The sequence below is a fragment of the Pseudomonas yamanorum genome, from assembly GCF_900105735.1.
Classification (GTDB): Bacteria; Pseudomonadota; Gammaproteobacteria; order Pseudomonadales; family Pseudomonadaceae; genus Aquipseudomonas; species Aquipseudomonas yamanorum.
On sequence record NZ_LT629793.1, the window covers coordinates 803,322 to 825,601 of the forward strand.

Here is a 22,280-nt window from a genome sequence, read left to right on the forward strand (position 1 = left end):
ATAGGCATCTCCTGTTCGGCGGGTTTTCAGGGAGCGCCTCCTCCTCCAGAGCACCACGACGAAGTGATCGTCCAGGCACTGTATGAAAAGCGGGCAAACCTGTGTGGCCGAACGGTCGGATTCAGTTCCGGTGAAAGCGAGGAAAGGTCGCAGCCCGTGCCGACAATGCCGGCACAGGCTGCGACCTCTGAATCAACTGCGGGTCAAAACCCGACGCTGGCCTGCACAAAGAACGTGCGCGGCTGGCCCAGGTAGATCCCGGAGTTGTTGTCGCTGGAGCGGGTGTAGTGCTCCTGGTTGAAGACGTTTTTAACCCCGACGCCCAGCTTCAGGTTCGACAGCTGCGCGCCGAAGTCATAACCGCTGCGCACGTTCACCGAGACATAGCCGGGAATGTCCCCGTACTGGCCATCGGCGGTCGGCTGAGTGATGTAAGTCGTGCCGGTACCCGGCGCACGCTGGCCGGACTGCGCGTAGACGTCCAGGTTGTGGGTCCAGTGGTTGATGTCGTAACGCAGCCCCAGGGTGGCCACTTCACGGGAGTACAGCGGCAAGTCGCGCCCCTTGAAGGCAACGTCGCCTTCAGAGGTGGCCTTGGTGTAAGTGAAGCCGGCGTTGGCGGTCAGGCCGTCCAGCCGCGGGTCCAGGTTCGACAAGTCGTAATGGGCCGACGCTTCGATGCCTTCGTGCTTGGTGGCGCCGAGGTTGGTCCAGCCCACATCGTTGCTGACGTATTGCAACTCGTCCGAGAAGTCGATGTAGAACAACGTCACTTCACCGCCCCAGACGTTGTCGTTGTAACGGGTACCGATTTCGTAAGTCTTGGCTTTTTCCGGGTTCAGGCCGTTCGCGGTCTGATCACCGTTACCGCCCTGGCCCAGCTGAAAGTACTGCAGGCTGCCGAAGGACGTTTCGTAGTTGGCGAACAGCTTCCAGGCATCGGAGACGTGGTACATCACGCTCAGGGCCGGCAGCGGTTCGTTGTTGTGGATCTCGCGACGTTTCTCCTGGACCGTGGTGCCATTCAGGGCGACTACCGGACGGTCGTGCCATTCGGTGCGAATCTGCTCAAAGCGAACGCCCGGGGTAACGGTCCACTTGCCGATATCAATCTTGTTATCGATGTAGAACGAGTTGGCCTCGGTGCCGCCGGTCCGGTCCTGGTACACGTGGCCGTCATTCTGGCCTACCGGCGTCGGCACGTTGTTGACCAGCGCCAGGCTGGTGGCCTGCTCGTGCATGCCCTCCTTGAGGTAGCGATAGCCGACGCTGACTTCCTGGGTACTCGGTCCCAGGTCAAACACGTGGGACACCCGCGGCTCGATGCCGAAGGTGTAGTAGGTGCGCGGGTAGGAACCCAGGGTTTTCAGGTCGCGGTTGGCGATGTTGCTGCCGCGGAAACTGTCGGAGTAGTACGTCAGCACTTCAGCCTGGGTGCGGTCGTCGATCTGCCGGATGTACTTGAAGGACATATCCTTGCGCCGGCCATTGAAGTTGTCCCAGTCACGCACCGATTGATACGGGTTGGCATCGTACTGCTTCTGGGTCAGGCCGCCGGGCATGTCGGCGCTGGCGTCGTAGTAGTGGAAATTCAGCGAGAAATCGTCTTGATCAGTCGGCGCCCAATGGGTCTTGAAGATCACGTCGTCGATGTCGTTGGAGTTGTTGCGGTCGCGGTAACCATCGCCCTTGGTCCCGGAATACAACAACGCAGCGCCGATACCGTTGTCGGCGGTGCCGCCGATGAAAGCGTTTTCAATATGCTTCCAGCCGCCGTGGGCTGCCGTTTCCAGGGTGGTGCCGACTTCACCGGAGAATTTTTCCGGAATGGCGCGGGTCACGAAGTTGATCACGCCACCGACGTTCTGTGGCCCATAACGCACGGAGCCCGCGCCGCGCACCACGTCGATGCTGTCGAGGTTGCCCGAGGAAATCGGCGCCATCGACAACTGCGGTTGACCGTAAGGGGCAAATGCCGCCGGTACGCCGTCGATCAATACCGTGGAGCGTGGCGACAGACGCGAGGTCAGGCCGCGCACGCCGACGTTGAGGGAAATATCACTGCCGCCGGTACCGTTGGCCTCCTGCACCTGCACCCCGGGAATGCGGCGCAGCACGTCGCCGACGCTCATCGCGCCCTGCTCCACCATGGCCTCACGACGGACCACGGTGCGCGCGCCGGGGTGGTTCTGCACCACTTCGGCATTCGCATCACCCAGCCAGTCGCCGACGACCTTGATGTCGGTGGCACCCAGCTCCAGCGGCGAACCGGCTTCGCCGGTGCCTTTGCCCAGCGGGCGCAGGGTCACGGAGCCGGCGTCGATTTGATAATCCAGGCCGCTGCCTTGCAACAATTGGCGTAGGGCTTGTTCTGGCGACAGCTTGCCGTCGACGGCCGGGGCTTGTTTGCCGGCCACCATGTCGGGGCTGAAGAACACTTGCAGCGACGTCTGCTGGCCCAACTGGCTCAAGGCCGATCCCAGGGACTGGGCCTGAATATGAATCGCGTCGTCAGCATAGGCCGCCGGCAGTGCGGCGCTGACGGCCAGTGCCAGGGCGAGGGGTGCCCAACGGGATGATTTATTGTTTTTCACGGCGAGTTTTTTCACGTCGAACGGAGTCCTGTGATCGCAAGAGAGTGCGGCTGTTAATGCAAACCAGTTGCAGTTGCACAAGAAGACGAAGAACTCGGAAAAAACCTGAATCTATCGTGAAATTATTTCCTGGCTACCGTCCGGCAAGGTGCGCAAGGCCACCGGAAGAATGTGCGGCAAGGCCTTGAGCAAGGCGTCGGTGTCGGTGGATTTGAACACACTGGTCAAGCGCAGGTTGCTCACCGCAGGCGTACTGACCCGCAACGGTTGCTCGCGGTAACGCGAGACTTCCCGGGCGACTTCGCCGAGGGTAGCGTTGTTGAACACCAGCTTGCCGGTGCGCCAGGCCGTCAGTTCTTCTGGGTTGACGGCGTAGGCAGCCGCCACCTGGCCCCGGTCGTCCACATGGGTGCCCCGGCCGGCCGTGAGCATCACGACGGCATCGGATGTGCGTCCTTGTACCTTGACCGTACCGGCCTCGACCACCACGCGGGTCTGGTCGTCATCGCGACGCACGTCGAAACGTGTACCGGTGACCGTCACCTGCCCTGCCCCCGCCGACACCACAAAGGGCCGGCTGGTGTCGTGTTCGACACTGAACATCGCCTCGCCCTGCTTGAGTTCGATGCCGCGCTGACCTTTTACGTAATGCACCGCCACCACGCTGCGGCTGTTCAAATCCATCAGCGAACCGTCGGGCAGCGCCACCTGCCGGCGCTCCCCCAGCGCGGTGCTGAATTCGGCGTTGTACGTCGCCGGATGATCCAGGCCACTGAACAACCCAAGGCCCAGGGCCACCGCCAGCACACTCGCCGCCACCCCATAGCGCAGCACTGGCCGGCGCTTCGCACGCGGTTCTGGGGCATCGCACAACGCCTGCAAGCGTGCCTTTGGCACCAGGTCAGTGGCGCTCCACAAACCCTGCAGCACATCAAATTCGTACTGGTGCTCGGCATGCTCCGCACGCCAGGCATCAAAACGCTCGCGTTCTTCGACGCTCAACGGGCTGTCCTGCACACGCACAAACCACTGCGCTGCCTCATCGCGGGCCGTCGCACTGCCGCAGGCACACTCACGGGTATCCATCATGGAAGATCCTGTTTCAAAGCGGGCATTGGTCATGGGGCCATAGCGTCCAGGCGGTCACGTAGATGCCGCAGGGTGCGGATCATATACTTTTCCACCATGTTTTTAGACAGGCCCAGGCGCTCGGCGATTTCCTGCTGGGTCAGGCCTTCGATCTTTTGCCAGATGAAAATCTTGCGGCAATTAAGCGGCAACTCGGCCAAGGCTCGCTCGATGGAATCCGCCAGCTGGATCGCGTGCATGAAATGCTCCGGGTCGCCACTGTGGGGAGAACGCTGATCAAAGGCCTCCAGCGTCATCGCCTCCCGACGGTCTTCGCGACGATAGGCGTCAACTGCGATATTGCGCGCCGTTTGATGCAGATAGGCACGAGGTTGCTCAACTGCGCTGGATTTTGACTCAAGCACCCGCACAAAAGTGTCGTGGGCCAGGTCTTCGGCCTGCTGACGGTTTCTCAGGCGGCGCGTCCAGGTCCCGATCAACTCTTCATAGTGCTCGAAAAAGCCTGTTCTGCGGGGCGGCTGAGGAGTCATCTGGGTGCACTGGGGAGGCGGGGCGTGAATAGTAATGCTTCCTATTAAGTGGAGCAATTGCTTCCCGTCGTCCTCTTTCCTTGACCCTTGTGCAACCCGCCCAATCCCGGCAGCATTCGCCCGTGACTTTCACGGACGAGCACCTTATGACCCTGCCCTTTTTCGCCCCCTTTCTCCTCACCACTGAACGCCTGGGCCTGCGTCCTCCCCATCAGGATGATTGGCGCGCGCTGTTTGCCATCTGGTCCGATCCCGAGGCCATGCGCTACTTTTCCTTTCCCACCATGACCCGCGCCGAGCAGGCCGTTGAACGCTTCGGCCAACTGATGGAAGCCTCGATTGCCGGTGAAGACCTGGTGTGCATGGTGGAGTTGCTGGCCACCGGCGAGGTGATCGGCAGTTGCGACCTGTTCAATGTGGATGAGCAATGCGGTCGTGCCGAAATCGGCTTTACCCTGAACCGCCAGCATTGGGGCAAGGGCTACATGAGCGAGGCGGCCCGCGCCGTGATCGACCACGGCTTCAACACCGTCGGGCTGCGCCGCCTTGAAGCCGATATCGACCCACGCAACCTGGGCTCCGCAAGATTGCTCGAGCGCCTGGGTTTTGTGCGCGAAGGCCTGTTGCGCGAGCGCTGGGTGGTCGGCGATGAGATCTCGGACAGCGCGCTGTATGGCCTGCTCAAGCGTGACCGCCCTGCCTGACCCACAACGGGCGTCCCTTCTTCATTCCCACGATCAAGGCCAACAGAATCAAGCCCATGGCCTGCCACTGCGAAACCCCGGGGCGCTCCCCCAGAATCAGCATCGAGCTGACGATCCCAAACACCGGGATCAGCAGTGACAGGGGTGCCACCCGGGAAACCGGGTACTCGCGCAACAGCAGGTTCCAGCCCCAATAGCAGAAGTGCGTCGCGCCATATACCTGAAACGCCAGCGAGAACAACGCCACGCCGTTCAACTGCCCCGGCAACGCGATAAAGGCTTGCGGGCCGTCCAGCAGCCACGTCAACAGCACCAGCGGCAACGGTGCAAACAGGCTGGCCCAGACCACGAAGGCAAAGATCTCCCGCACCCCGGAAACCTTGATGATGATATTGCCGATGCTCCAGGCCAACGCGCTGAACAGCACCAGGGCAAACCCCAGCATCGTCGCCGTCCCCTGCACACCCAACAGCATGCCCACCAAGCCCATGGCCGCCAGCGCCACGCTGATCAATTGCGGCAGGGACAGGCTTTCACGAAACAGCAGCACGCCCCAGCCCAGGGTGAAAAATGCGCTGAACTGGATCAATAGCGACGCGCTGCCGGGGGGTACGCCCATGGCGATCCCGAGGTTGATCAAGGTCCACATCGCCACCCCGAAGATCAAGCCGTAGGCCGCCAGCCACTTCACCGCCACCTGGGGGCGTTTTACCAGAAACACCCAGGGCAATGCCGCCAGGGTGAAACGCAGGGCCGTCAGCAACAATGGGTTGATCTCGGCCAGGCCCAGCTTGGTGATGGGGAAGTTGAATCCCCACATGGCCGTCACCAGGACGGCCAATAACAGGTGTTTGTGCTTCATGGTGACGGGGTCCATTTGCTGGTTGGCACGATAAGAGGCCGTGCATCCGGCAGATTTTTTCGCAAATCGTGATGGCCCGCCTGCGATTGTGGGTCAACAAAGGCTAGAATCAGGCCATGCCCGATATTCATCCCTACGAAAACACCCCTCGCGACGTGGTCGTGACCGCTATCGACTATGCCGACGGCCAGCTGTTCCCTGACCACGCGCACCCGCGCGGCCAGTTTGCGTATGCCAGCCGGGGTGTCATCACGGTCTACACCGCTACCGGTAACTGGGTCGTGCCGCCCCGCCGCGCGATCTGGGTGCCGCCGCATGTGTCCCACGCCATGCTGATGCGCGGGCCGGTGACGATGCTCAACACCTACATCCGCCCGCAGGCGGCGCGGCGGCTGGAGTTGCCGCAAGCGTGCCAGGTGTTGGACGTCTCGCCGCTGCTCGGGCAGTTACTGGAGAAGGCCGTGGAGGTGCCTGCGCGTTACGCGATGGGTGGCCGCGATAGCTATTTGATGGGCTTGCTGCTGCACGAGATCGCCCAGATGCCGGTGCTGCCGCTCAGTGCACCGTTGCCTGTCGAGCCGCGCTTGGCGAAGGCTTGCGAAGAGTTTCTGGCTGGGCCTTCGTTGGAGGTCAGCATTGATGCCATGGCGCTCGGCGCGGGGATGAGCCGCCGGACGTTTACCCGGCAGTTTCGTCAGGCCACGGGTATCAGTTATCTGCAGTGGCGCCAGCAAGCCTGCCTGCTGGCGGGGATTGTGCGGCTGGGCAATGGGGAACCGGTGACCAGGGTGGCGCTGGATTTGGGGTATAGCAGCCCGAGTGCGTTTGCGACGGTGTTCAAGCGTGTATTGGGTGAGGTGCCGAGTCGGTATTTCACCAGGGAGTTGCGGGGGGGTGGGTCGGGGTACATATCCGTTGTTTAGGTAACGGCCGCTTATGGTTCCGCTCTTACAGCCATCCCTTTCAAGGTCTGCGTTTAAAAGTCCGTTTAAGGCCATGTTTAAGTACGTTTATCCGACTTGGCCGCCTTAAGCACCCTAGCTGTTGAGACATGCGCCCGTGCTGCCTTACCTTCCAGCCACTCCTTGGGCTTGGCTACTTTGGGGCCACGAGGGCTTTTTGCTACGGACTTAGGTTTGATCATCCTTGCCAGGGCCAGCAATCGCTCTGCCAGCCCTTGCGGAGTCTTTTCAAGAGGGAAATTTTCCGCAGGCAATGCGATCTGCAAGCCTTGATAATCACTGCGAACATGCACCGCCAAATGGAAAATCGAAACCTGCCAACCCTCTGGCTGCGTTTCGCGGTGCGCCTGCTCAACGCTACGCTTGAGAACCGATAAAACGTTGTAAGCCAGGACCGCCGAGGCAAAGCCCAATAGCGCGGCTTTCGGGCTGCCAAGGCCTGTAATTTCACTGTCCAGTACCGACTCAAGGCGCTGAAACATTCCCTCGATACTCCAGCGATGACGGTATAAATCGGCTATCTGCCGGGCACCGATGGTGTCGGGCAAATTGCTCCAGAACCACATCACCAAATCACCTGAGTCATTCGCCGTTTGCAGGCTCAACTCAACACGTCGCCAGCGGCGGCCACCCTTCACTTCGATGATTTGTTCGCGAACGGTTCCGCTATCGACCGTCCCTGAGTCTTGCCACTCACTTTCCTGGACCAGGCGTGGATGCTTACTGGGTTGGCGAACGATGAACGAAGCCCCCGTGTCCTCGCAGGCTTGCAGGATGGGCAGCGTGCAATAGAGCCGGTCAGCCATCCACAACTGGCCCGCGCATGCGCGGGCCAGCAGCGGTAAAACACTGACTCGCTCACTGGCGTAGGCATCTTCCCACGGCTGAAGATCAACGACTAAATCCAGATCCGGATCGTAGGCAACTACTGAAAATCCTGGGCGCGCTGCGCCGCGCTCATTGCGCAGAGCGCCTAGACGTTTTTCAGTGGCCGGCAAGTGGTTGCCATCCACAATACGCAACTGCCAGCCGGGCAGGATCGATGAATGGCCGAGCGTTTCGACGGTTGGTATCAAACGCTCGGCACTGCCCGAAATGAGGGCGCGAAGCAGCTCGGGTTCGGTTCGCTTGATCTTGTCATAGAGTGCCGAAACACTGACCGAAAGGCCCTCCATCTTGCGCGCCGCCGCGTGCAACGACGGCCTCAAGCCCAATGAAACAAGGGACATCAGCTCAACAACGGTTGAAAACAAAAGCTCACGTGAGTACTGCCGTTGGCGGTGATCATCGAACACCTTGTCAACCCAAGCGGCATCTACTGCCTGCTCTAATATCAACTTGGTCATGACGCTGGCCGGAGCCTGTTTTTCAAACCGTTCTAAAACCTTTTCCCACATAGTTTCGTCGTCCTGACTGGATTGGTTAGGGGATTTTAAACCAAGACCTTGAAAGGGATGGCTCTTACAGCGGCTCACTTTTGAACAGCGCAAAAGTAAGCAAAACGCTCTTGCCCCACCACTCGGCACCTCGCCTAGGCTCGGTGTGCCCTCACTCCGGCTTTGGACCGTGGGCCGCCGTCATGGGCCATCCTTGGCCCAGGACGGCTAACCTGGCGTCCTGCCAGGCTACCCACGCTCCAAAGCCTGCGTTCGGCCAGCGTGGTTTAACGGGGCGCCTAAGATCAAAAGCAGATCAAGAGCACAGCGGCCTACCGGCCGGCTTGAGTGTTAAAAGCCAGATCAAAAGCTACAGCGAAAGCAGAGCTGCTTTTCTGTGGGAGCTGGCTTGCCTGCGATGCAGACACCTCGGTTTTTCAGATACACCGAGGCGATGCCATCGCAGGCAAGCCAGCTCCCACATTTGACCGTGCCCACTTTTGATTTGGCTTTTGCTTCACCACACTCAAGCCGGCCGGTAGGCCGCTGTGCTGTTGCTTTTGATCTTGATCTGACTGCCCCGATAAGCCCAAGGCCGAACGCAGGTATTGCGGAGCGGGTAAACCGGCAGGACGCCGGTTTACCCGCGCCGGGCCATGGATGGCCCGTCGCGGCGGCCCGCGGAGCAGTGCCGGAGTGAGGGAACACCGAGCCTAAGCGAGGTGCCGACAGGCGGGCAGAGCCCTTTGCTTACTTTGGGCTGGGCCGGCATTCCGGCTTTTCCAAAAGTGAGCCGCTGTAAGAGCGGAACCATAAGTAGCCGTGACCGAAGAAGCGGATATGTACTCCCTCCCCAAAAAAACCTCACACCAGCCGCTTAATCTGCTTATGCCGCCAAACCAACCGGTAATACGCCGTCTGCAACCCCAGCATCGCCAGATACGTCACCGGAAACGCCATCCACACCCCTTCCAACCCAAACCGCGCATTCAGCAGATAAGCCACCGGCAACTCCACCCCCAACACGCAAACGATCGAAATCCCCACTGGCACCAGCACCACGCCGCTGGCCCGCATGATCCCGCCCACCACCGCCTGGAAGCCAAACACCAAAATGCTCCAGAGCATGATATGCAGCAGGTGCTCAGCCTTGACCCGCGCATCCACGTCGGTAATGAACAACCCCAACAACCAGTGCGACAACCCATACCCCAACACAATCAACCCACCCGTCAGGCACAGGTTGATCAAAATTCCCGTACGCAGGATCGGCCCAATCCGCTCCAGCCGCCCTGCCCCGATCGCCTGCGCCCCCAGAATCGACGCGGTGATGGCAATCGACAACGCCGGAAACTGCACATAGTTGACGATCTGCGTTACCGCCCCATACGCCGCCGTCGCCTGGGAACCATGGCTGTTGACCAGCGCCAGAATCACCAGCTCCGACAACGACAACACCACCATCTGCAACCCGGTCGGCAGACCAATACGCAGCACCTTGCCCAAAATCACCCGGTCCAGCCGCAACGCCGCCATCAACTCGCGATCCGGCGCCATCACGTGGTTTTTATGGCGCAGGCGCAGCACCAGAAACGTCATCGCCAGGGCGTTACCCACCAGCCCTGCCAGTACCGCGCTCTGAATGCCCATCGGCGGCAAACCCAGCCAGCCCTTGATCAGCGCCGGGGTCAGCACCAGGCCCACGGCGGTCGAGACCATCAGCGCCAGCAACGGCGACACCGTGTCACTCACGCCTCGCAGCAGTTGGGTGAACAGGATGAACACCAGCAACAGCGGCATGATCAGCATCATCATCTGCGCGTAACCCACCGCGTCATCCAGCACATCCACCGGTGTGCCCAGGGCCTGCATCGCCGGCCGTGCAAACACGCTGCCCAGCACCGCCGCGATCACCCCGATCAGGGCGCCGAGGGTCAGGGTGGCGCCGGTGATCGACTTGACCATCGAGGTTTCCTGAGCGCCCCACGCCTGGCCAATCAGCACCGAAGCGCCCGCCCCCAGGCCGATCACCAGGGCGATAAAGAAAAACACGATGGGGAACATCCCCGACACCGCCGCCAACGCCTGGGTACCGAGCATCTGCCCGACGTAGATACCGTTCAGCGTGCCGGAAAAGCTCTGGAGGAAATTGGACAGCACCATGGGTGCCAGAAAGATCAGGTAGATCTGCCACAACGGTCGTTGCTGGGTGACTTCCATGAAGGTTCGGATCTCAATGCAATTAGGCAGGGAAAGCGTTGCGTGATAACCAGGCCAGGTACAACTTCACATCCACTGGCCAGTGCGCAATCTTGTTGGAAAAGTCGGCGCCGTCCTGGGCAAACAACGCCCGCGAGGCTTCTTCGAAACCCGGCAGGTCGCCGCCGAGTGCGCTCATGAAACGATAGCTGGATTCCTTGGCCTGGCGTCGCTCATCGTGCTCGGCATGGGCGTTGCGTGCTTCATCCACCAGCCGGCGCAAGGCCGCCGAGGCGCCACCGCGTTGTTGCCCCAGCCACTCCCAATGCCGTGGCAGCAGGGTCACTTCACGGGCGACCACGCCCAGCTTCGGTCGGCCTACGGTAGGTGACGCAGGCACTTCGGCTTCGGTCACCGTGGCTGCCGGTTGCTGGGGCGCATAACCCGCGGGCCAGGGATAGTCGACTTGAACGCCGCTGGTGTCATCGAACACCAGCAAGCTGCCGGTCGACAGGTCGAGACTTTTCAGGTTTTTTGCGACGTCGGCATAAGAGCCGGCGGCCACGCGTTGGTGGCCAAGGAAGGCGGTGCAGTGTGATGCGCTCATGGTTTTTACCCGGAATATATTGTTTTACCCGGGTCATATTAGCTTGAAATTTATTTGTTGCAAGTCGCTTGTCGCGAAACCACCAAATGATTGCTGATGGCGGTCGCGTCCATGGCGCCCACGCCCGGATCACCCAACAGGCACTCGGCAATCGCCGGCTCAAGTTCCACCCGCAACCGGCGGCCCAAGGCGCGGGCACCAAACCGTACGTCATGGTCGCGGCACAGCCATGCCCGTGCCGATTCATCCAGCACCAGTGACCGCTGCTGCGTCGCCAGGCGTTGATTGAGTTTGCCGAGTTCCACCTCAAGCAGCGCTTCAAGCCACTGATGGTCGATGGGCTCGAACACCAGGACACGGTCGATACGATTGAGAAACTCCGGCTCAAAGTGACTGTGCAAGGCGTCCTCCAACACCGCCGCCTCCCCGCGCACCAACCAGCGCAACGGAGCAAAACGCTGTCGATGGCGGCGCGCCTGTTGCGCGCCGATATTGCTGGTCATGAAGATCAGGCTATTGCGAAAGTCCAGCGTGCGAGCGCCACCCGCCAACGTCAGTTGGCCGTTTTCAAGGATGCCCAGCAGGCTGCGCACCACTTCCTGGCTGGCCTTTTCCAACTCGTCGAACAACACGATGCCGGGGCGACTGTAGCTGCCCTGGATCAGCTCGCTGTTGAACAGGCTGATGCCTTCCTTGCTGCCGACGTAACCCGGTGGTGCACCGGTCAGGGCGGCGGCGTAATGCTCCTGGGCCAGGGTGTGCATGTCGATACGGCAGAACCCGTCGGTGCGCCCGTGCAAGGCCAGGGCCAGCAGCCGGACAATTTCTGTCTTGCCGACCCCGGTCGGCCCCATGAACAGGTTGACGCTCAACGGCCGCTCGCGCTCGCCGATATCGGCCTTGACCACCTTGAGCAAGCCTTCCACCTGGGCCAGGGCCGCGTCCTGGCCAACGATGCGGCTGCGCAGCAAGGCCATGACCTGAGCCGGTTCAAAGGTAAACCGCATGCCTCAACCCGCCGTTTTTTCTTTACCGCCATGGGGCAACTGCCCCACCGGGCACTCGGCGACACCGACGGTGTTGCGGGTAAATGCCTCGACATTCTCCCGGGCTTTTTGCGCGTCCAGCACCCAGGTGCGATAGAACTCGAACGGACAATCTGCCACGCCCTTGTCCCCGTCGCCCGAAGCATGCATGCCGGTGTAGCCACGGTGCAGCAGCTTGAACAGATGGTTCTGCGACTGATCATTGGCCCGCGCATCGCGGATCTGCGACACCGACAGCTGGGCGTACTGAATGCCCATTTCTTCCTCGCCGCACTCCCCCAGGGTACGACCATCGAAACCAATGATCGCCGAGTGCCCGAAGTACGAATACACCCCGTCGAACCCCGCCGCATTCGCCACCGCCACGTAGCAGTTATTGGCCCAGGCCATGCTCTTGGACATCTGCACCTGCTGCTCCTTGGCCGGGTACATATAGCCTTGGCAACGCACGATCAGCTCGGCGCCTTTCATCGCACAGTCGCGCCAGATTTCCGGATAATTGCCGTCGTCGCAGATGATCAGGCTGATCTTCATGCCCTTGGGCCCGTCGCACACGTAGGTGCGGTCGCCGGGATACCAGCCCTCGATCGGGCACCACGGAATGCACTTGCGGTAACGCTGGACGATCTCCCCCAGGTTATTGATCAGCACCAGCGTGTTGTACGGCGCCTTGTGGGGATGTTCTTCATGGCGCTCACCGGTCAGGGAAAACACGCCCCAGGTATTGGCCTGGCGACAGGCCGCCGAGAAAATCGCCGTCTCTTCGCCGGGAATACTCGCGGCGGTGGCCATCATCTCGTCGTGGTCGTACATGATCCCCATGGTGCTGTATTCGGGGAACACCACCAGGTCCATGCCGGGCAAACCCTGCTTCATGCCGACAATGATTTCGGCAATCTTCTTCGCGTTATCGATGACCTCGGCCTTGCTGTGCAGGCGCGGCATCTTGTAGTTCACGACAGCAACGCCGACCGTGTCCGGGCTGCTGGATATGTCGCCATGGCGCATTGCAAATCTCCTCGGTCAGTGACTGATCATCCAGGGCCGTGGCCCGGTCTTGGTCTTGAGCCCCAGCGGGTTGGCCTTACTTGGCACCACCGGCTTGCGGGTGCCACAGCAACTGCAGCCCGCCGGGTGCTTACGCGCCTCCTGATACTCTCCGACGGTTTGCGGCGCATGGGCGCTGCGCTCGTTACCGGCAATCGCCTTGCGCTGGCTGGCCGACAGCGTGGTCAGCACCGGTGCCGACAGCAGCAACTGCCCGCCCGGGCCGTCGCAATATGGGCACTGGCTGGGTTCGTGACGCTGGGCCATGGGCCGCAGCATCGTGAAGGTGCCGCAGGACTCACAGGCATATTCATAGGTCGGCATGGCTACAGGTCCGGTGCGATGGGCAGGTCGATGCTGCCGTCGAGGAATTGGGTCGGGCCGTTGGCGTTGGGGTTGATGTCGAACTCGAAGATTTCAGTCGGCAGCCACAACGTCGCGCAGGCGTTAGGGATGTCCACCACGCCGCTGATATGCCCCTGCACCGGCGCCGAGCCGAGCAACGCATAACCCTGGGCCGGCGAGTAGCCGAACTTGGTCAGGTAGTTGATCGCATTCAGGCAGGCCTGGCGGTAAGCGACATTGACGTCCAGGTAGTGCTGCTGCCCCTGTTCGTCGACGGAGATGCCTTCGAAGATCAGGTAGTTCTTGTAGTTCGGGGTGATCGGGCTTGGCTTGAACACCGGGTTCTTGATCCCGTACTTGGCCATGCCGCCCTTGATCAGCTCGACCTTCATGTGCACCCAGCCGGCCATTTCGATGGCGCCGCAAAAAGTGATTTCGCCGTCGCCCTGGCTGAAGTGCAAGTCCCCCACCGACAGGCCGGCGCCGTTGACGTAGACCGGGAAATAGATCTTCGAGCCGCGGGACAGATCCTTGATATCGCAGTTGCCGCCATGCTCACGGGGCGGCACGGTGCGGGCACCGGTGGCGGCGGCGTCGTCACGGGCCGCGCCCTTGAGTTTGCCCATGTGTGCGGTGGCGGCCAGCGGGGCGTTGGCCAGGGGTGGGACGCGGGTTGGGTTGGTGTCGATCAGTTCCTGTTCGCGGCGGTTCCAGTCGGCGAGCATCACCGGGTCGGGCAAGCACCCGATCAGGCCCGGGTGGATCAGGCCGGCGAAGTTCACGCCCGGGATGTGCCGGGAGCTGGTGAACATGCCCTTGAAGTCCCAGATGGCTTTTTGCGCGCTGGGGAAGTGATCGGTGAGGAAGCCGCCGCCGTTCTGGCGCGAGAAGAAGCCGTTGAAGCCCCACTGGGAGTCGGCTTTGGCGCCGATGTCGAGCAGGTCGACCACGAGCAAGTCGCCGGGTTCGGCGCCGTGTACGCCCACCGGGCCGGAGAGGTAGTGCACGGTGGAGAGGTCGACGTCGCGCACGTCGCTGGCGTCGTCGTTGTTCTTGATAGCGCCGGCGGTCCAGTCGTAGGTCTCGAGGATGAAGTCATCGCCGGGTTTGACCCAGCAGGCCATCGGGATGTCCGGGTGCCAACGGTTGTGGATTTGCTCGTTTTCGGTGACGGGTTGGTTGAGGTCGACTTTGATCAGGGTGTCGGTCATCGAGGTGCTCCCGGAGGTGGCTTGGCTGTCGGGGGCAGTCTCACGGGGATGGGGTTGGGCGGGGAATACGTTGGATGACGTATGCGGCTTTGGGGTGGGGGGCATATCCGTTATTTAGGTAACGGCCGCCTATGGTTCCGCTCTTACAGCGGCTCACTTTTGAACAGCGCAAAAGTAAGCAAAACGCTCTTGCCCCACCACTCGGCACCTCGCCTAGGCTCGGTGTGCCCTCACTCCGGCTTTGGACCGTGGGCCGCCGCGATGGGCCATCCTTGGCCCAGCGCGGCTAACCCGGCGTCCTGCCGGGTTACCCACGCTCCAAAGCCTGCGTTCGGCCAGCGTGGTTTAACGGGGCGCCTAAGATCAAAATCAGATCAAGAGCACAGCGGCCTCCCGGCCGGCTTGAGTGTGATGAAGCAAAAGCCAAATCAAAAGCTAAAGTGGGCACGGTCAAATGTGGGAGCTGGCTTGCCTGCGATGGCATCACCTCGGTGTATCTGAAGAACCGAGGTGTCTGCATCGCAGGCAAGCCAGCTCCCACAGAAAAGCAGCTCTGCTTTCGCTTTGGTCTTTGCTTTTGCTCTTCAACACTCAAGCCGGCCGGGAGGCCGCTGTGCTCTGCTTTTGATCTGCTTTTGATTTTGATCTGCGGGCCCCGTTAACCACGATGGCCGCAAGTAGGCACGGTGGAGCGGGTAAATCGGCAAGGATGCCGATTTAGCCGCGCCGGGCCATGGATGGCCCGTCGCGGCGACCCGCGGAATCGGGCCGGAGTGCGGGCATGCCGAGCCTAAGCGAGGCACCGAGTGGTGGGGCAAAGACCTTTTGGTTACTTTTGGCTGGGCCGGCATTCCGGGCGTTTGCCAAAAGTGACCCGCTGTAAGAGCGGAACCATAAGTCGCCGTTACCTAAATAACGGATATGTACCCCGCTCCCGCTCCCCCCATCTCATGCTAAAACCCTGGCCCGCCAGCAAAACACCGCACTGACCGCAATCGCCGCCCCCGCCACACCAAACACCCAAGGCGCCGACGCCACCGGCAACAACAACCCCGCCAGCAAAGGCCCAAGCCCCGCGCCCACATCCCGCCACACCGCATTCGACGCCAACGCCGAAACCCGCATCGCCCCCGGATTACGCTCCGCCACCAACGTCGTCACCAGCGGCAACTGCAACGCCCGCAACACCAACACCGCCGCCGCACCGACAATCACCCAGTGACTGCCAAACGCCCCCAACGCCAACGCACTGAGAAACGAAAACAGCAGCAACATCGAAGTAGCACCAAACTGCTGCGCCGCGCGTCCCCCTAACGGACTCAGAAGCAACTCCGAAACATATCGCAGCGCCATCAACCCACCGGCAATCAATACCGCATTCCCACCCAACAGCTTCTGCGCCTGAATCGACAGACCAAAGATAAACAGCCCATCCAGCGCCACCCCTTCGATAAACGACCAGGTCGCCACACTGTCAGGCAACTTGAACCGCCGCCCCGGCGTGCCATGCAAATTGTGACCCGCAGTCGGCAACCCCCGCGCCATCCACAACCCCACCAGGCAACACACCGCCAGAATCCAGAAGATCGGCCGCGGCCCCACCTGTAACGTCAGCCACCCACCCAACGGCAAGGCCAGCATCGGCCCCAGGGCAATCAACGCCCGTGACCGCCCCGCCCGACGCGCTGCACCCAGCGGTTCAGAAGTGGCCAATACCTGAGTGGAAAGGTTCAACGCCGCAAAACACAGGCCCCAGATCAACCGCAGGCCAAGCAAGGCAGCAAACCCGGACAACATCGAGTTGCCGAGTGCACACACCGCCGCCGCGCCGGCGGCGATGGAGCACGTCAGCCGATCACCGTTGCGGGCGTAGAAATTCAGTACATGCTTGTAGCCGAAGATCCGCACCAGGCGGTTGGCCGCCAGCAGCACCCCGGCCTGGGCCAAGGTGATTCCGAACGCCTGGGACTCCATCGGCAGTACCAGGTACAGCAACACGTCACTGGGCAGGCACAGGCCAAGGGTCAGCGCGGCACGGCGGGAGTGGGAATCAGCACTGCGTTGGGCCAGATCAGACATAAAGGCTGAAACATTCAGAATTATTTAGACAGCCACGGTAGCCGTCTCCCTCAATGTTTTACAAGGCCCAAATAATTAAACCTTGGCGCCGTCCTGCATCAGGCGCAACCCGCTGGCCACCGCGCCCACCAAAGCAAACCCGCACCCCAGCCACAACGCGTACTGCGGGCCGCTGCTCAGGGACAAGTGGAAGCACAACGCCACCAATGAAGCGCCGAGTGTCTGCCCCATCAGCCGCGACGTGGCGACGATGCCGCTGGCACCGCCACTGCGGGCGATGGACGCGCTGGTCATGATCGCCTTGAGGTTGGGGGACTGGAAGAAACCGAACCCGGCGCCGCACAGGGCCATGCGCCAGCCGATGTCGAAGGTCGAAGCGTCGTTGCCCAGGGTTGCCAACGAGGCCATGCCCGCACTCAACATCACCAGGCCGATGCCACACAGCAACGCCAGGGAGATACGGTCCGCCAGGCGCCCGGCAATCAGCGCCATCACCGCCACCACCGCAGGCCACGGGGTCATCAGGAAACCGGTAGCCACCTGGCTGTGACCCAGCACTGTTTGCAGCAGGAATGGCAGCGACACAAACGCCAGGCCCTGGGCGCTGAACGCGCAAATCGCGGTGAGGGCCGACAAGGTGAACAGCGGGCGCTTGAACAGGTCCACCGCCAGCATCGGCGCCGGGTGCCCGGCCTGACGGCGGATCAGCAACAGCCCGCACAGCAGCGCCACGGCGATCAGCCCCAGGGTCAACACCGCTTGCGCACCGTGCACCGCCGAGCCCAGCCCCAGCACCAGCAGGGCGAACAACCCGGCACAAAGAATCGCCGCGAGCCGGTCGAAGGCATGCCCGGTGATCGGGATCACCGGAATCGCCCGCACCCCGAGCCACAAGGCCAATGCCCCCAGGGGCAGGTTGATCAGGTACAACCAGTGCCAGGTGGCCACCGACAGAATCGCCGAAGCCGCCGTGGGCCCCAGGGTAAAGGCCAGCCCCACCACCAGCGAGTTATACCCCAGCCCCCGGCCCAATATTTTTGCCGGGTAGATATGCCGCAACAGCGCAATGTTCACGCTCATGATCGCCGCCGCGCCCAGGCCCTGCACCACCCGGGCGGCGGTCAGCGTCGGCAGCGACCAGGCCAGCCCGCAGAACAGCGACGCCACTACAAACACCAGCAAGCCACCGAGGAACACCCGGCGGTGGCCGACCACGTCACTCAGGGAAGCAAAGGGCAGCACGGCGGCGATGGTCGCCAGTTGGTAGGCGTTGACCACCCAGATCACCGAAGCGGAGTCGGTACCAATGCCTTCGGCCAGTGTGGGCAACGCGGTGTTGACGATGGCCGTGTCGAGGGTCGCCATGCCGATCCCCAGGGAAATGGCGACAACCGCCGCAAGACGTTTATCACTGGGCAACCCATCAGCTACTGAAGACATGGACAATCCGCACACGTGGCAAAGGCCTCTAGATTACGGGCAGCGGCCTTTTTTTTCAGCGGGCAAATGCGCGGCTGTCCAAATATTCATGTTCAGGTGCGCCATTTGCCCATCCGGGCCATCTGCACCAGCACCTCGGCGAGGGCGGGCTGCGGCGGGCTGTTGACGGTGACCAGCGCCACGCAACGGCTTGGCCGCAAGGTGGCCGCTGCCGTGACGGCACGACCGCCGAGATCGAACCCACCCAGCACAGCCTCGGGAATGTGCAAGGCGTTCATCAGGTCCAGCACATCCTGGCCGAGCACCACTTCCTGGGTGCTGGCAGGTGCAGCCTTGTCCAGTTGCGTGGTGCTGCCATGGCCTCGCAGGTACGGGATGACTACCCGAAAACCCTGGGACACCAGATGCGGCGCAACCTCGGCGAAACGCTCAAGGTCGCCGTCAGCACCATGCAGCAAAATGATCGGCCGGCCGTCTTCCGGGCCGGCTTCGTAGTAGCCGATATCCAGCAGGTCGGTGCTGACCTGGCGGATCGTCCAGGGCGCAGGCGCCGCCCATACCGGCAGTGACAGCGCGACTGAAGCAATGGCGCTGGAAATCAGAAAGCGACGGCGATTGAAAAAAGACATGGGTTATAGCTCCAAAAAATTTGACACTGGAAGGTCGTCAACGACCCCCACAATCAACTCGCTGCCGATCCAGCCGGCCAGCCACTCACCGGCTTTTGCCACGCCCTCCTCTTCCCCCAGGCGCTCCACCAGAAACTCGCACAGCCCGGCAAAACTGCCGTCGCCTTGCAGGTGCACCAACGCCTGGAACTCCAAAGCCTCGACTTGCCGCAAGCGCGAGGTGAACTGCCGACGCCACACCAGCAATCCACCGGCCTCGGCCAGCATCACCGCCTCGGGCGCCGGGGTTTGCTGCCACAACGCCGACCAGATCGCCTCGGCGTTGGTGGTCAGCCCGTGGCAACGCAGCGACGGCGTGAGTTGCAGGCTCGCGGTGTCCCAATCCACCGCCGCGAGAGCGTCCATGGGCAACGGGCTGGCATCGGCGGCGACAAATGCCTCGTTGAGCGACGACTCGATCCAGGCCAGTTCATGCACGTCGGGATTGTTGGGGAACAGTTCACCCAGGGTCAGGTGAAAGCCCTCGGGATAGATGTCCAGGGTCCAGGCATGGGGCGGATACCGGTCGATATGGCTGACGCACGCGGCCAGAAACGCCTCATCCCCCAGCCAGCGCCGCAGGTTGGGAAACGCCTGCTCCAGGCAACCCACCAACTGCGCGCGGTAGTTGTTCTGGTAAACCGCCAGGCCTGCGGCCTTGTTACCCAACAACTGGGCCGACTCGTCCGAGGCACTCACCAGCCAGGTGTGAAACGCCTGCTGCCATTGGGCGAGATTCATGAGCGCACCTGCGCTCGCTTGTAGGCCTCGGAAGCCCCCAGCATGCGGGCGATGGACAGTTCCTCCAGCAGCTCTGCCAAGGGCGGAATCTCGTCATCGCGCTCGATCATCGTGGCGACCGGGCCGAGCAACGCAACGGCCTTGGCATACAAATCCCAGACACCGTCACATACCGGGCTGTCATGGCTGTCGATCAGCAAATCGCGGCCCTGGCTGTGGCCGGCCAGGTGAATCTGCCGCACCCGCTCGGCCGGAATCCCGTCGAAAAACGCCAGGGCGTCGAAGCCATGGTTGCTGGCGCTGACAAACACATTATTGACGTCCAGTAACAGCTCGCAGCCGGTGCGCCGGGACATGGCGGCGATGAATTCCCACTCGCTCATGGATGCGCCATCAAAGGCCAGGTAGCTGGACGGATTTTCAAACAGCATCGCGCGGCCCAGCACGTCCTGAGCCATGTCAATATTGGCGCAGACCCGGTCCAGTGCCTCATCGGTATAAGGCACTGGCAGCAAGTCATGGGAGTTGAAGCCTCCACTGCGGGACCAGCTCAGGTGGTCGGACACAAACAGCGGTTCGATCTCGTCCACCAGCGACTTGAGGCGCTTCAGATAGTCGAGATCCAGCCCCTCGGCGGTGCCGATCGACATCGACACCCCATGCAGCGCCACCGGGTACCGCTCACGAATCTGGCGCAGGATATGCCGGGGCTGGCCGCCCGCGACCATGAAATTCTCGGAGATCACTTCAACGAAATCCACCGCCACCGGGGTCTCCAGGAACTCGCTGTAGTGCTCCTTGCGCAGCCCCAGGCCGTAGCCCGGAAAACGCGGATTGGGTGTCGGCATCACATGGTCTCCGTTAAAAAACTGTAGGAGCGAGCTTGCTCGCGAAAAACCCGAGAACAACGCGAGAACAACGCGAGGTGCCAGGCACCCCGCGCTATCGTTAACGGTCTTACTTCGGCTCAGTCGTGGTGCCGCCCAGCTTCAAGCATTCGGACGGAGTCTTGACGACAACGCCCTGGCCCTTGCAGCTGTTGAGGCCCTTGCAATCGTTCTTGGCCGTAGCGCACAGGCTTTCGCCCTTGCAGTTGTTCACGCCGTAGCAACGACCCGGCTGTTCCGGCTGGTCGGCGGCGCTGGCGGCAGCCGCGAAAGAGGCGGACGCCATGGCGATCAGGGCGGCAGCAGTAGCAAGGCTCAAGCGGGATTTAATGGACGTGCTCATGGGTGTTACTCCTCGGGGTGGGGTTTATTTGATGACGGATGCAGCGTCTTCGATGACCTTCGCCACAGCCTCGGGCTGGGAGATGTACACCGAGTGGCTGGCCTTGATTTCAGTGACTTTTGAGCCGGCGCGCTTGTACATCCAGCGCTGCAGATCGGGGCTCAGGGCACGGTCTTCGGTGGACACCACGGCGTAGGTCGGTTTCTTGTGCCAGGCCGCGGCCCACACGGTGCCACCGAACAAAGCGGTGGTGGCCGGCACCTGGGAGGCGGCCATGAAGTCGGTGCGGTTGGTGGTCAGGTCGGCAGCAAAGTCGGCGTTGAACTTGGTGCGGTCAAAGAACAGATGCCCGTCGCGGGTCTGCATCACGTCATTGCTCGGCGCCGGCATCGAAGACAGCAGTTGGCTCATGTTTTCGCCGACTTCCGGTTGCAGGGCCGAGACATAGACCATCGACTTGACCTTGTCGCGGTCACCGGCAATCGAGATCACCCCACCGCCGGAGCTGTGCCCCACCAGCACCACCGGGCCGACTTGCTGCTCCAGCACTTCGCGGGCCTCGGCCACGTCGGCGGCGAGGCTTTCATGGCCCTGATGCACCACGGTGACCTTGTAGCCCTTGTGAATCAGGATGTCGTGCACCACTCGCCAGCCGGAGCCGTCGACAAAGGAACCGGGTACGATCACCACGCTTTTACCGGTGCCCGGCTGGGGCTTGGCTGCATCGGCGGCCGAGGCCACTAACGGTGCAGCGAGTGCCATGGCGATCGCCAGGGAAGAAAGAATACGCATGCGACTCTCCACAGGCCTTGGGGCCTGATCATTGTTGTGAAAGGGTTAACGGCGTTGGCCGGACAACACGCGGTCCAGTGACCAGGCCCCGCCGCCATACGCCAGCAGCGGCAGCAACAGCCCGGCCCAGGTCAGGTGGGTCGGCCAGGCATCGGGGTACACGAACACCTCGATCACCAGGGTCATGCCCAACAGCGCGGCGGCCGCCGGGCGGGTCAGCAGGCCCAGCACCAGCAACAGCGGGAACAGATGCTCGGCGTAGGTCGCCAGGTGTGCCGCCCAGTCCGGCGGCACCAACGGCAAGGCGTATTCCGAGCGAAACAAGGTGTAGGTCGACGGCTTGAGTTGCAGAAAACCGGTTACCTTGGTGCGGCCCGAGAGGAAAAACACCGAAGCGATACCGACACGAGCCACCAGCAACAGCAGCGCCTCAGGCAGCACGCGCTTGAGCACCGCAGGGGCCAGGGCAATCATGGTTGTTCCGTCAGGCTGCCGAAGCCTTTGGGGGTTTTGATCTGGGTGCACGTGCCTTTGTCCACCAGCACCCAGGCGTTGCCCTGGTAATCCGCCTTGGCGGTACCGGCGCAGGAAGTACCGGCACCGGCGGCGCAATCGTTGGCACCGGCGAGGGACACGCCGAAGCATTTTTCCTGAGGCTTGGCATCCTCGGCATGGGCGGTGGCGGCGAAGGCACCGAGGGACAGTGCGAGGGTGGCGGCAAGGGCCGCGTAGTGGCGCTTCATGGTTGAATCTCCTGG

22 protein-coding genes are annotated in these 22,280 nt (G+C 61.9%); 2 read left to right on the plus strand and 20 right to left on the minus strand.

Features of this window, described 5'->3' with window-relative positions:
• Positions 1-203 precede the first annotated feature (203 nt).
• From BLU46_RS03940 to BLU46_RS03950, 3 genes are all read right to left on the minus strand, one after another.
• Positions 204-2,609 carry a TonB-dependent siderophore receptor gene (locus BLU46_RS03940; protein ID WP_063031485.1) on the minus strand — a complete coding sequence of 802 codons (2,406 nt, stop codon included), beginning with the start codon at positions 2,607-2,609 and terminating at the stop codon, positions 204-206.
• A 96-nt stretch (positions 2,610-2,705) separates the two neighbouring features.
• Complete coding sequence (locus BLU46_RS03945) at positions 2,706-3,680, minus strand: FecR family protein (protein ID WP_093210107.1); 975 nt, start codon at positions 3,678-3,680, stop codon at positions 2,706-2,708.
• Positions 3,681-3,712: 32 nt separating this feature from the next.
• Positions 3,713-4,213, minus strand: coding sequence for a sigma-70 family RNA polymerase sigma factor (locus tag BLU46_RS03950; RefSeq protein WP_063031487.1), 501 nt, complete (start codon positions 4,211-4,213; stop codon positions 3,713-3,715).
• 146 nt (positions 4,214-4,359) lie between these two features.
• Here BLU46_RS03950 and BLU46_RS03955 point away from each other — a divergent pair, with 146 nt between their 5' ends.
• A complete protein-coding gene (locus BLU46_RS03955) occupies positions 4,360-4,917 on the plus strand; it encodes a GNAT family N-acetyltransferase (protein WP_081253180.1) in 558 nt (185 codons plus the stop codon).
• Here BLU46_RS03955 and BLU46_RS03960 read toward each other — a convergent pair.
• Positions 4,895-5,779 (minus strand): EamA family transporter, encoded by an 885-nt coding sequence (locus BLU46_RS03960; RefSeq protein ID WP_093198828.1) that lies wholly within the window; start codon positions 5,777-5,779, stop codon positions 4,895-4,897. The two genes, BLU46_RS03955 and BLU46_RS03960, sit on opposite strands and share 23 nt — an antisense overlap.
• Before the next feature lie 116 nt (positions 5,780-5,895).
• Here BLU46_RS03960 and BLU46_RS03965 point away from each other — a divergent pair, with 116 nt between their 5' ends.
• The gene (locus BLU46_RS03965) at positions 5,896-6,702 is read left to right on the plus strand and encodes an AraC family transcriptional regulator (RefSeq protein WP_093198832.1); all 807 of its coding nucleotides are present in this window, start codon (positions 5,896-5,898) and stop codon (positions 6,700-6,702) included.
• A gap of 77 nt (positions 6,703-6,779) precedes the next feature.
• On the opposite strand, the gene BLU46_RS03970 is transcribed toward BLU46_RS03965, so the two are convergent.
• The 16 genes from BLU46_RS03970 to BLU46_RS04050 form a co-directional block, all read right to left on the minus strand.
• Positions 6,780-8,087, minus strand: a complete 1,308-nt coding sequence (locus BLU46_RS03970; protein ID WP_081253266.1) for an IS4 family transposase — start codon at positions 8,085-8,087, stop codon at positions 6,780-6,782.
• Positions 8,088-8,981: 894 nt separating this feature from the next.
• On the minus strand, positions 8,982-10,337 hold the full coding sequence (locus BLU46_RS03975; protein ID WP_063031493.1) for an MATE family efflux transporter: 1,356 nt from the start codon (positions 10,335-10,337) through the stop codon (positions 8,982-8,984).
• A gap of 22 nt (positions 10,338-10,359) precedes the next feature.
• A complete protein-coding gene (locus BLU46_RS03980; RefSeq protein WP_093198836.1) occupies positions 10,360-10,923 on the minus strand; it encodes a DUF2239 family protein in 564 nt (187 codons plus the stop codon).
• Positions 10,924-10,973: 50 nt separating this feature from the next.
• Positions 10,974-11,930 carry an AAA family ATPase gene (locus BLU46_RS03985; protein ID WP_093198839.1) on the minus strand — a complete coding sequence of 319 codons (957 nt, stop codon included), beginning with the start codon at positions 11,928-11,930 and terminating at the stop codon, positions 10,974-10,976.
• Positions 11,931-11,933: 3 nt separating this feature from the next.
• Positions 11,934-12,977, minus strand: coding sequence for an aliphatic amidase (locus BLU46_RS03990; RefSeq protein ID WP_093198844.1), 1,044 nt, complete (start codon positions 12,975-12,977; stop codon positions 11,934-11,936).
• Between the two features lie 15 nt (positions 12,978-12,992).
• Positions 12,993-13,340, minus strand: coding sequence for an FmdB family zinc ribbon protein (locus BLU46_RS03995; RefSeq protein ID WP_093198850.1), 348 nt, complete (start codon positions 13,338-13,340; stop codon positions 12,993-12,995).
• Between the two features lie 2 nt (positions 13,341-13,342).
• Positions 13,343-14,572 (minus strand): formamidase, encoded by a 1,230-nt coding sequence (fmdA, locus tag BLU46_RS04000; protein WP_063031503.1) that lies wholly within the window; start codon positions 14,570-14,572, stop codon positions 13,343-13,345.
• A 948-nt stretch (positions 14,573-15,520) separates the two neighbouring features.
• A complete protein-coding gene (locus tag BLU46_RS04010) occupies positions 15,521-16,651 on the minus strand; it encodes an MFS transporter (protein WP_063031506.1) in 1,131 nt (376 codons plus the stop codon).
• 75 nt (positions 16,652-16,726) lie between these two features.
• On the minus strand, positions 16,727-18,091 hold the full coding sequence (locus tag BLU46_RS04015; RefSeq protein WP_093198854.1) for an MFS transporter: 1,365 nt from the start codon (positions 18,089-18,091) through the stop codon (positions 16,727-16,729).
• Between the two features lie 92 nt (positions 18,092-18,183).
• Positions 18,184-18,720: an alpha/beta fold hydrolase gene (locus tag BLU46_RS04020; RefSeq protein ID WP_063031508.1), complete on the minus strand. Its 537-nt coding sequence runs from the start codon at positions 18,718-18,720 to the stop codon at positions 18,184-18,186.
• 3 nt (positions 18,721-18,723) lie between these two features.
• Positions 18,724-19,500: an HvfC/BufC N-terminal domain-containing protein gene (locus BLU46_RS04025; protein WP_093198858.1), complete on the minus strand. Its 777-nt coding sequence runs from the start codon at positions 19,498-19,500 to the stop codon at positions 18,724-18,726.
• Entirely contained in the window at positions 19,497-20,348 is an 852-nt protein-coding gene (bufB, locus tag BLU46_RS04030) for an MNIO family bufferin maturase (RefSeq protein ID WP_093198861.1), read from the minus strand. The genes BLU46_RS04025 and bufB overlap by 4 nt, the downstream gene beginning before the upstream one ends.
• 109 nt (positions 20,349-20,457) lie before the next feature.
• Positions 20,458-20,730 (minus strand): BufA2 family periplasmic bufferin-type metallophore, encoded by a 273-nt coding sequence (bufA2, locus tag BLU46_RS04035; RefSeq protein WP_003211275.1) that lies wholly within the window; start codon positions 20,728-20,730, stop codon positions 20,458-20,460.
• A gap of 24 nt (positions 20,731-20,754) precedes the next feature.
• Positions 20,755-21,522, minus strand: a complete 768-nt coding sequence (locus BLU46_RS04040) for an alpha/beta fold hydrolase (protein WP_063031515.1) — start codon at positions 21,520-21,522, stop codon at positions 20,755-20,757.
• 45 nt (positions 21,523-21,567) lie between these two features.
• Positions 21,568-21,996 (minus strand): DoxX family protein, encoded by a 429-nt coding sequence (locus tag BLU46_RS04045; RefSeq protein ID WP_010175348.1) that lies wholly within the window; start codon positions 21,994-21,996, stop codon positions 21,568-21,570.
• Positions 21,993-22,265: a BufA1 family periplasmic bufferin-type metallophore gene (locus tag BLU46_RS04050; protein WP_003211270.1), complete on the minus strand. Its 273-nt coding sequence runs from the start codon at positions 22,263-22,265 to the stop codon at positions 21,993-21,995. Before BLU46_RS04050 ends, BLU46_RS04045 begins: the two co-directional genes overlap by 4 nt.
• Positions 22,266-22,280: the final 15 nt, after the last annotated feature.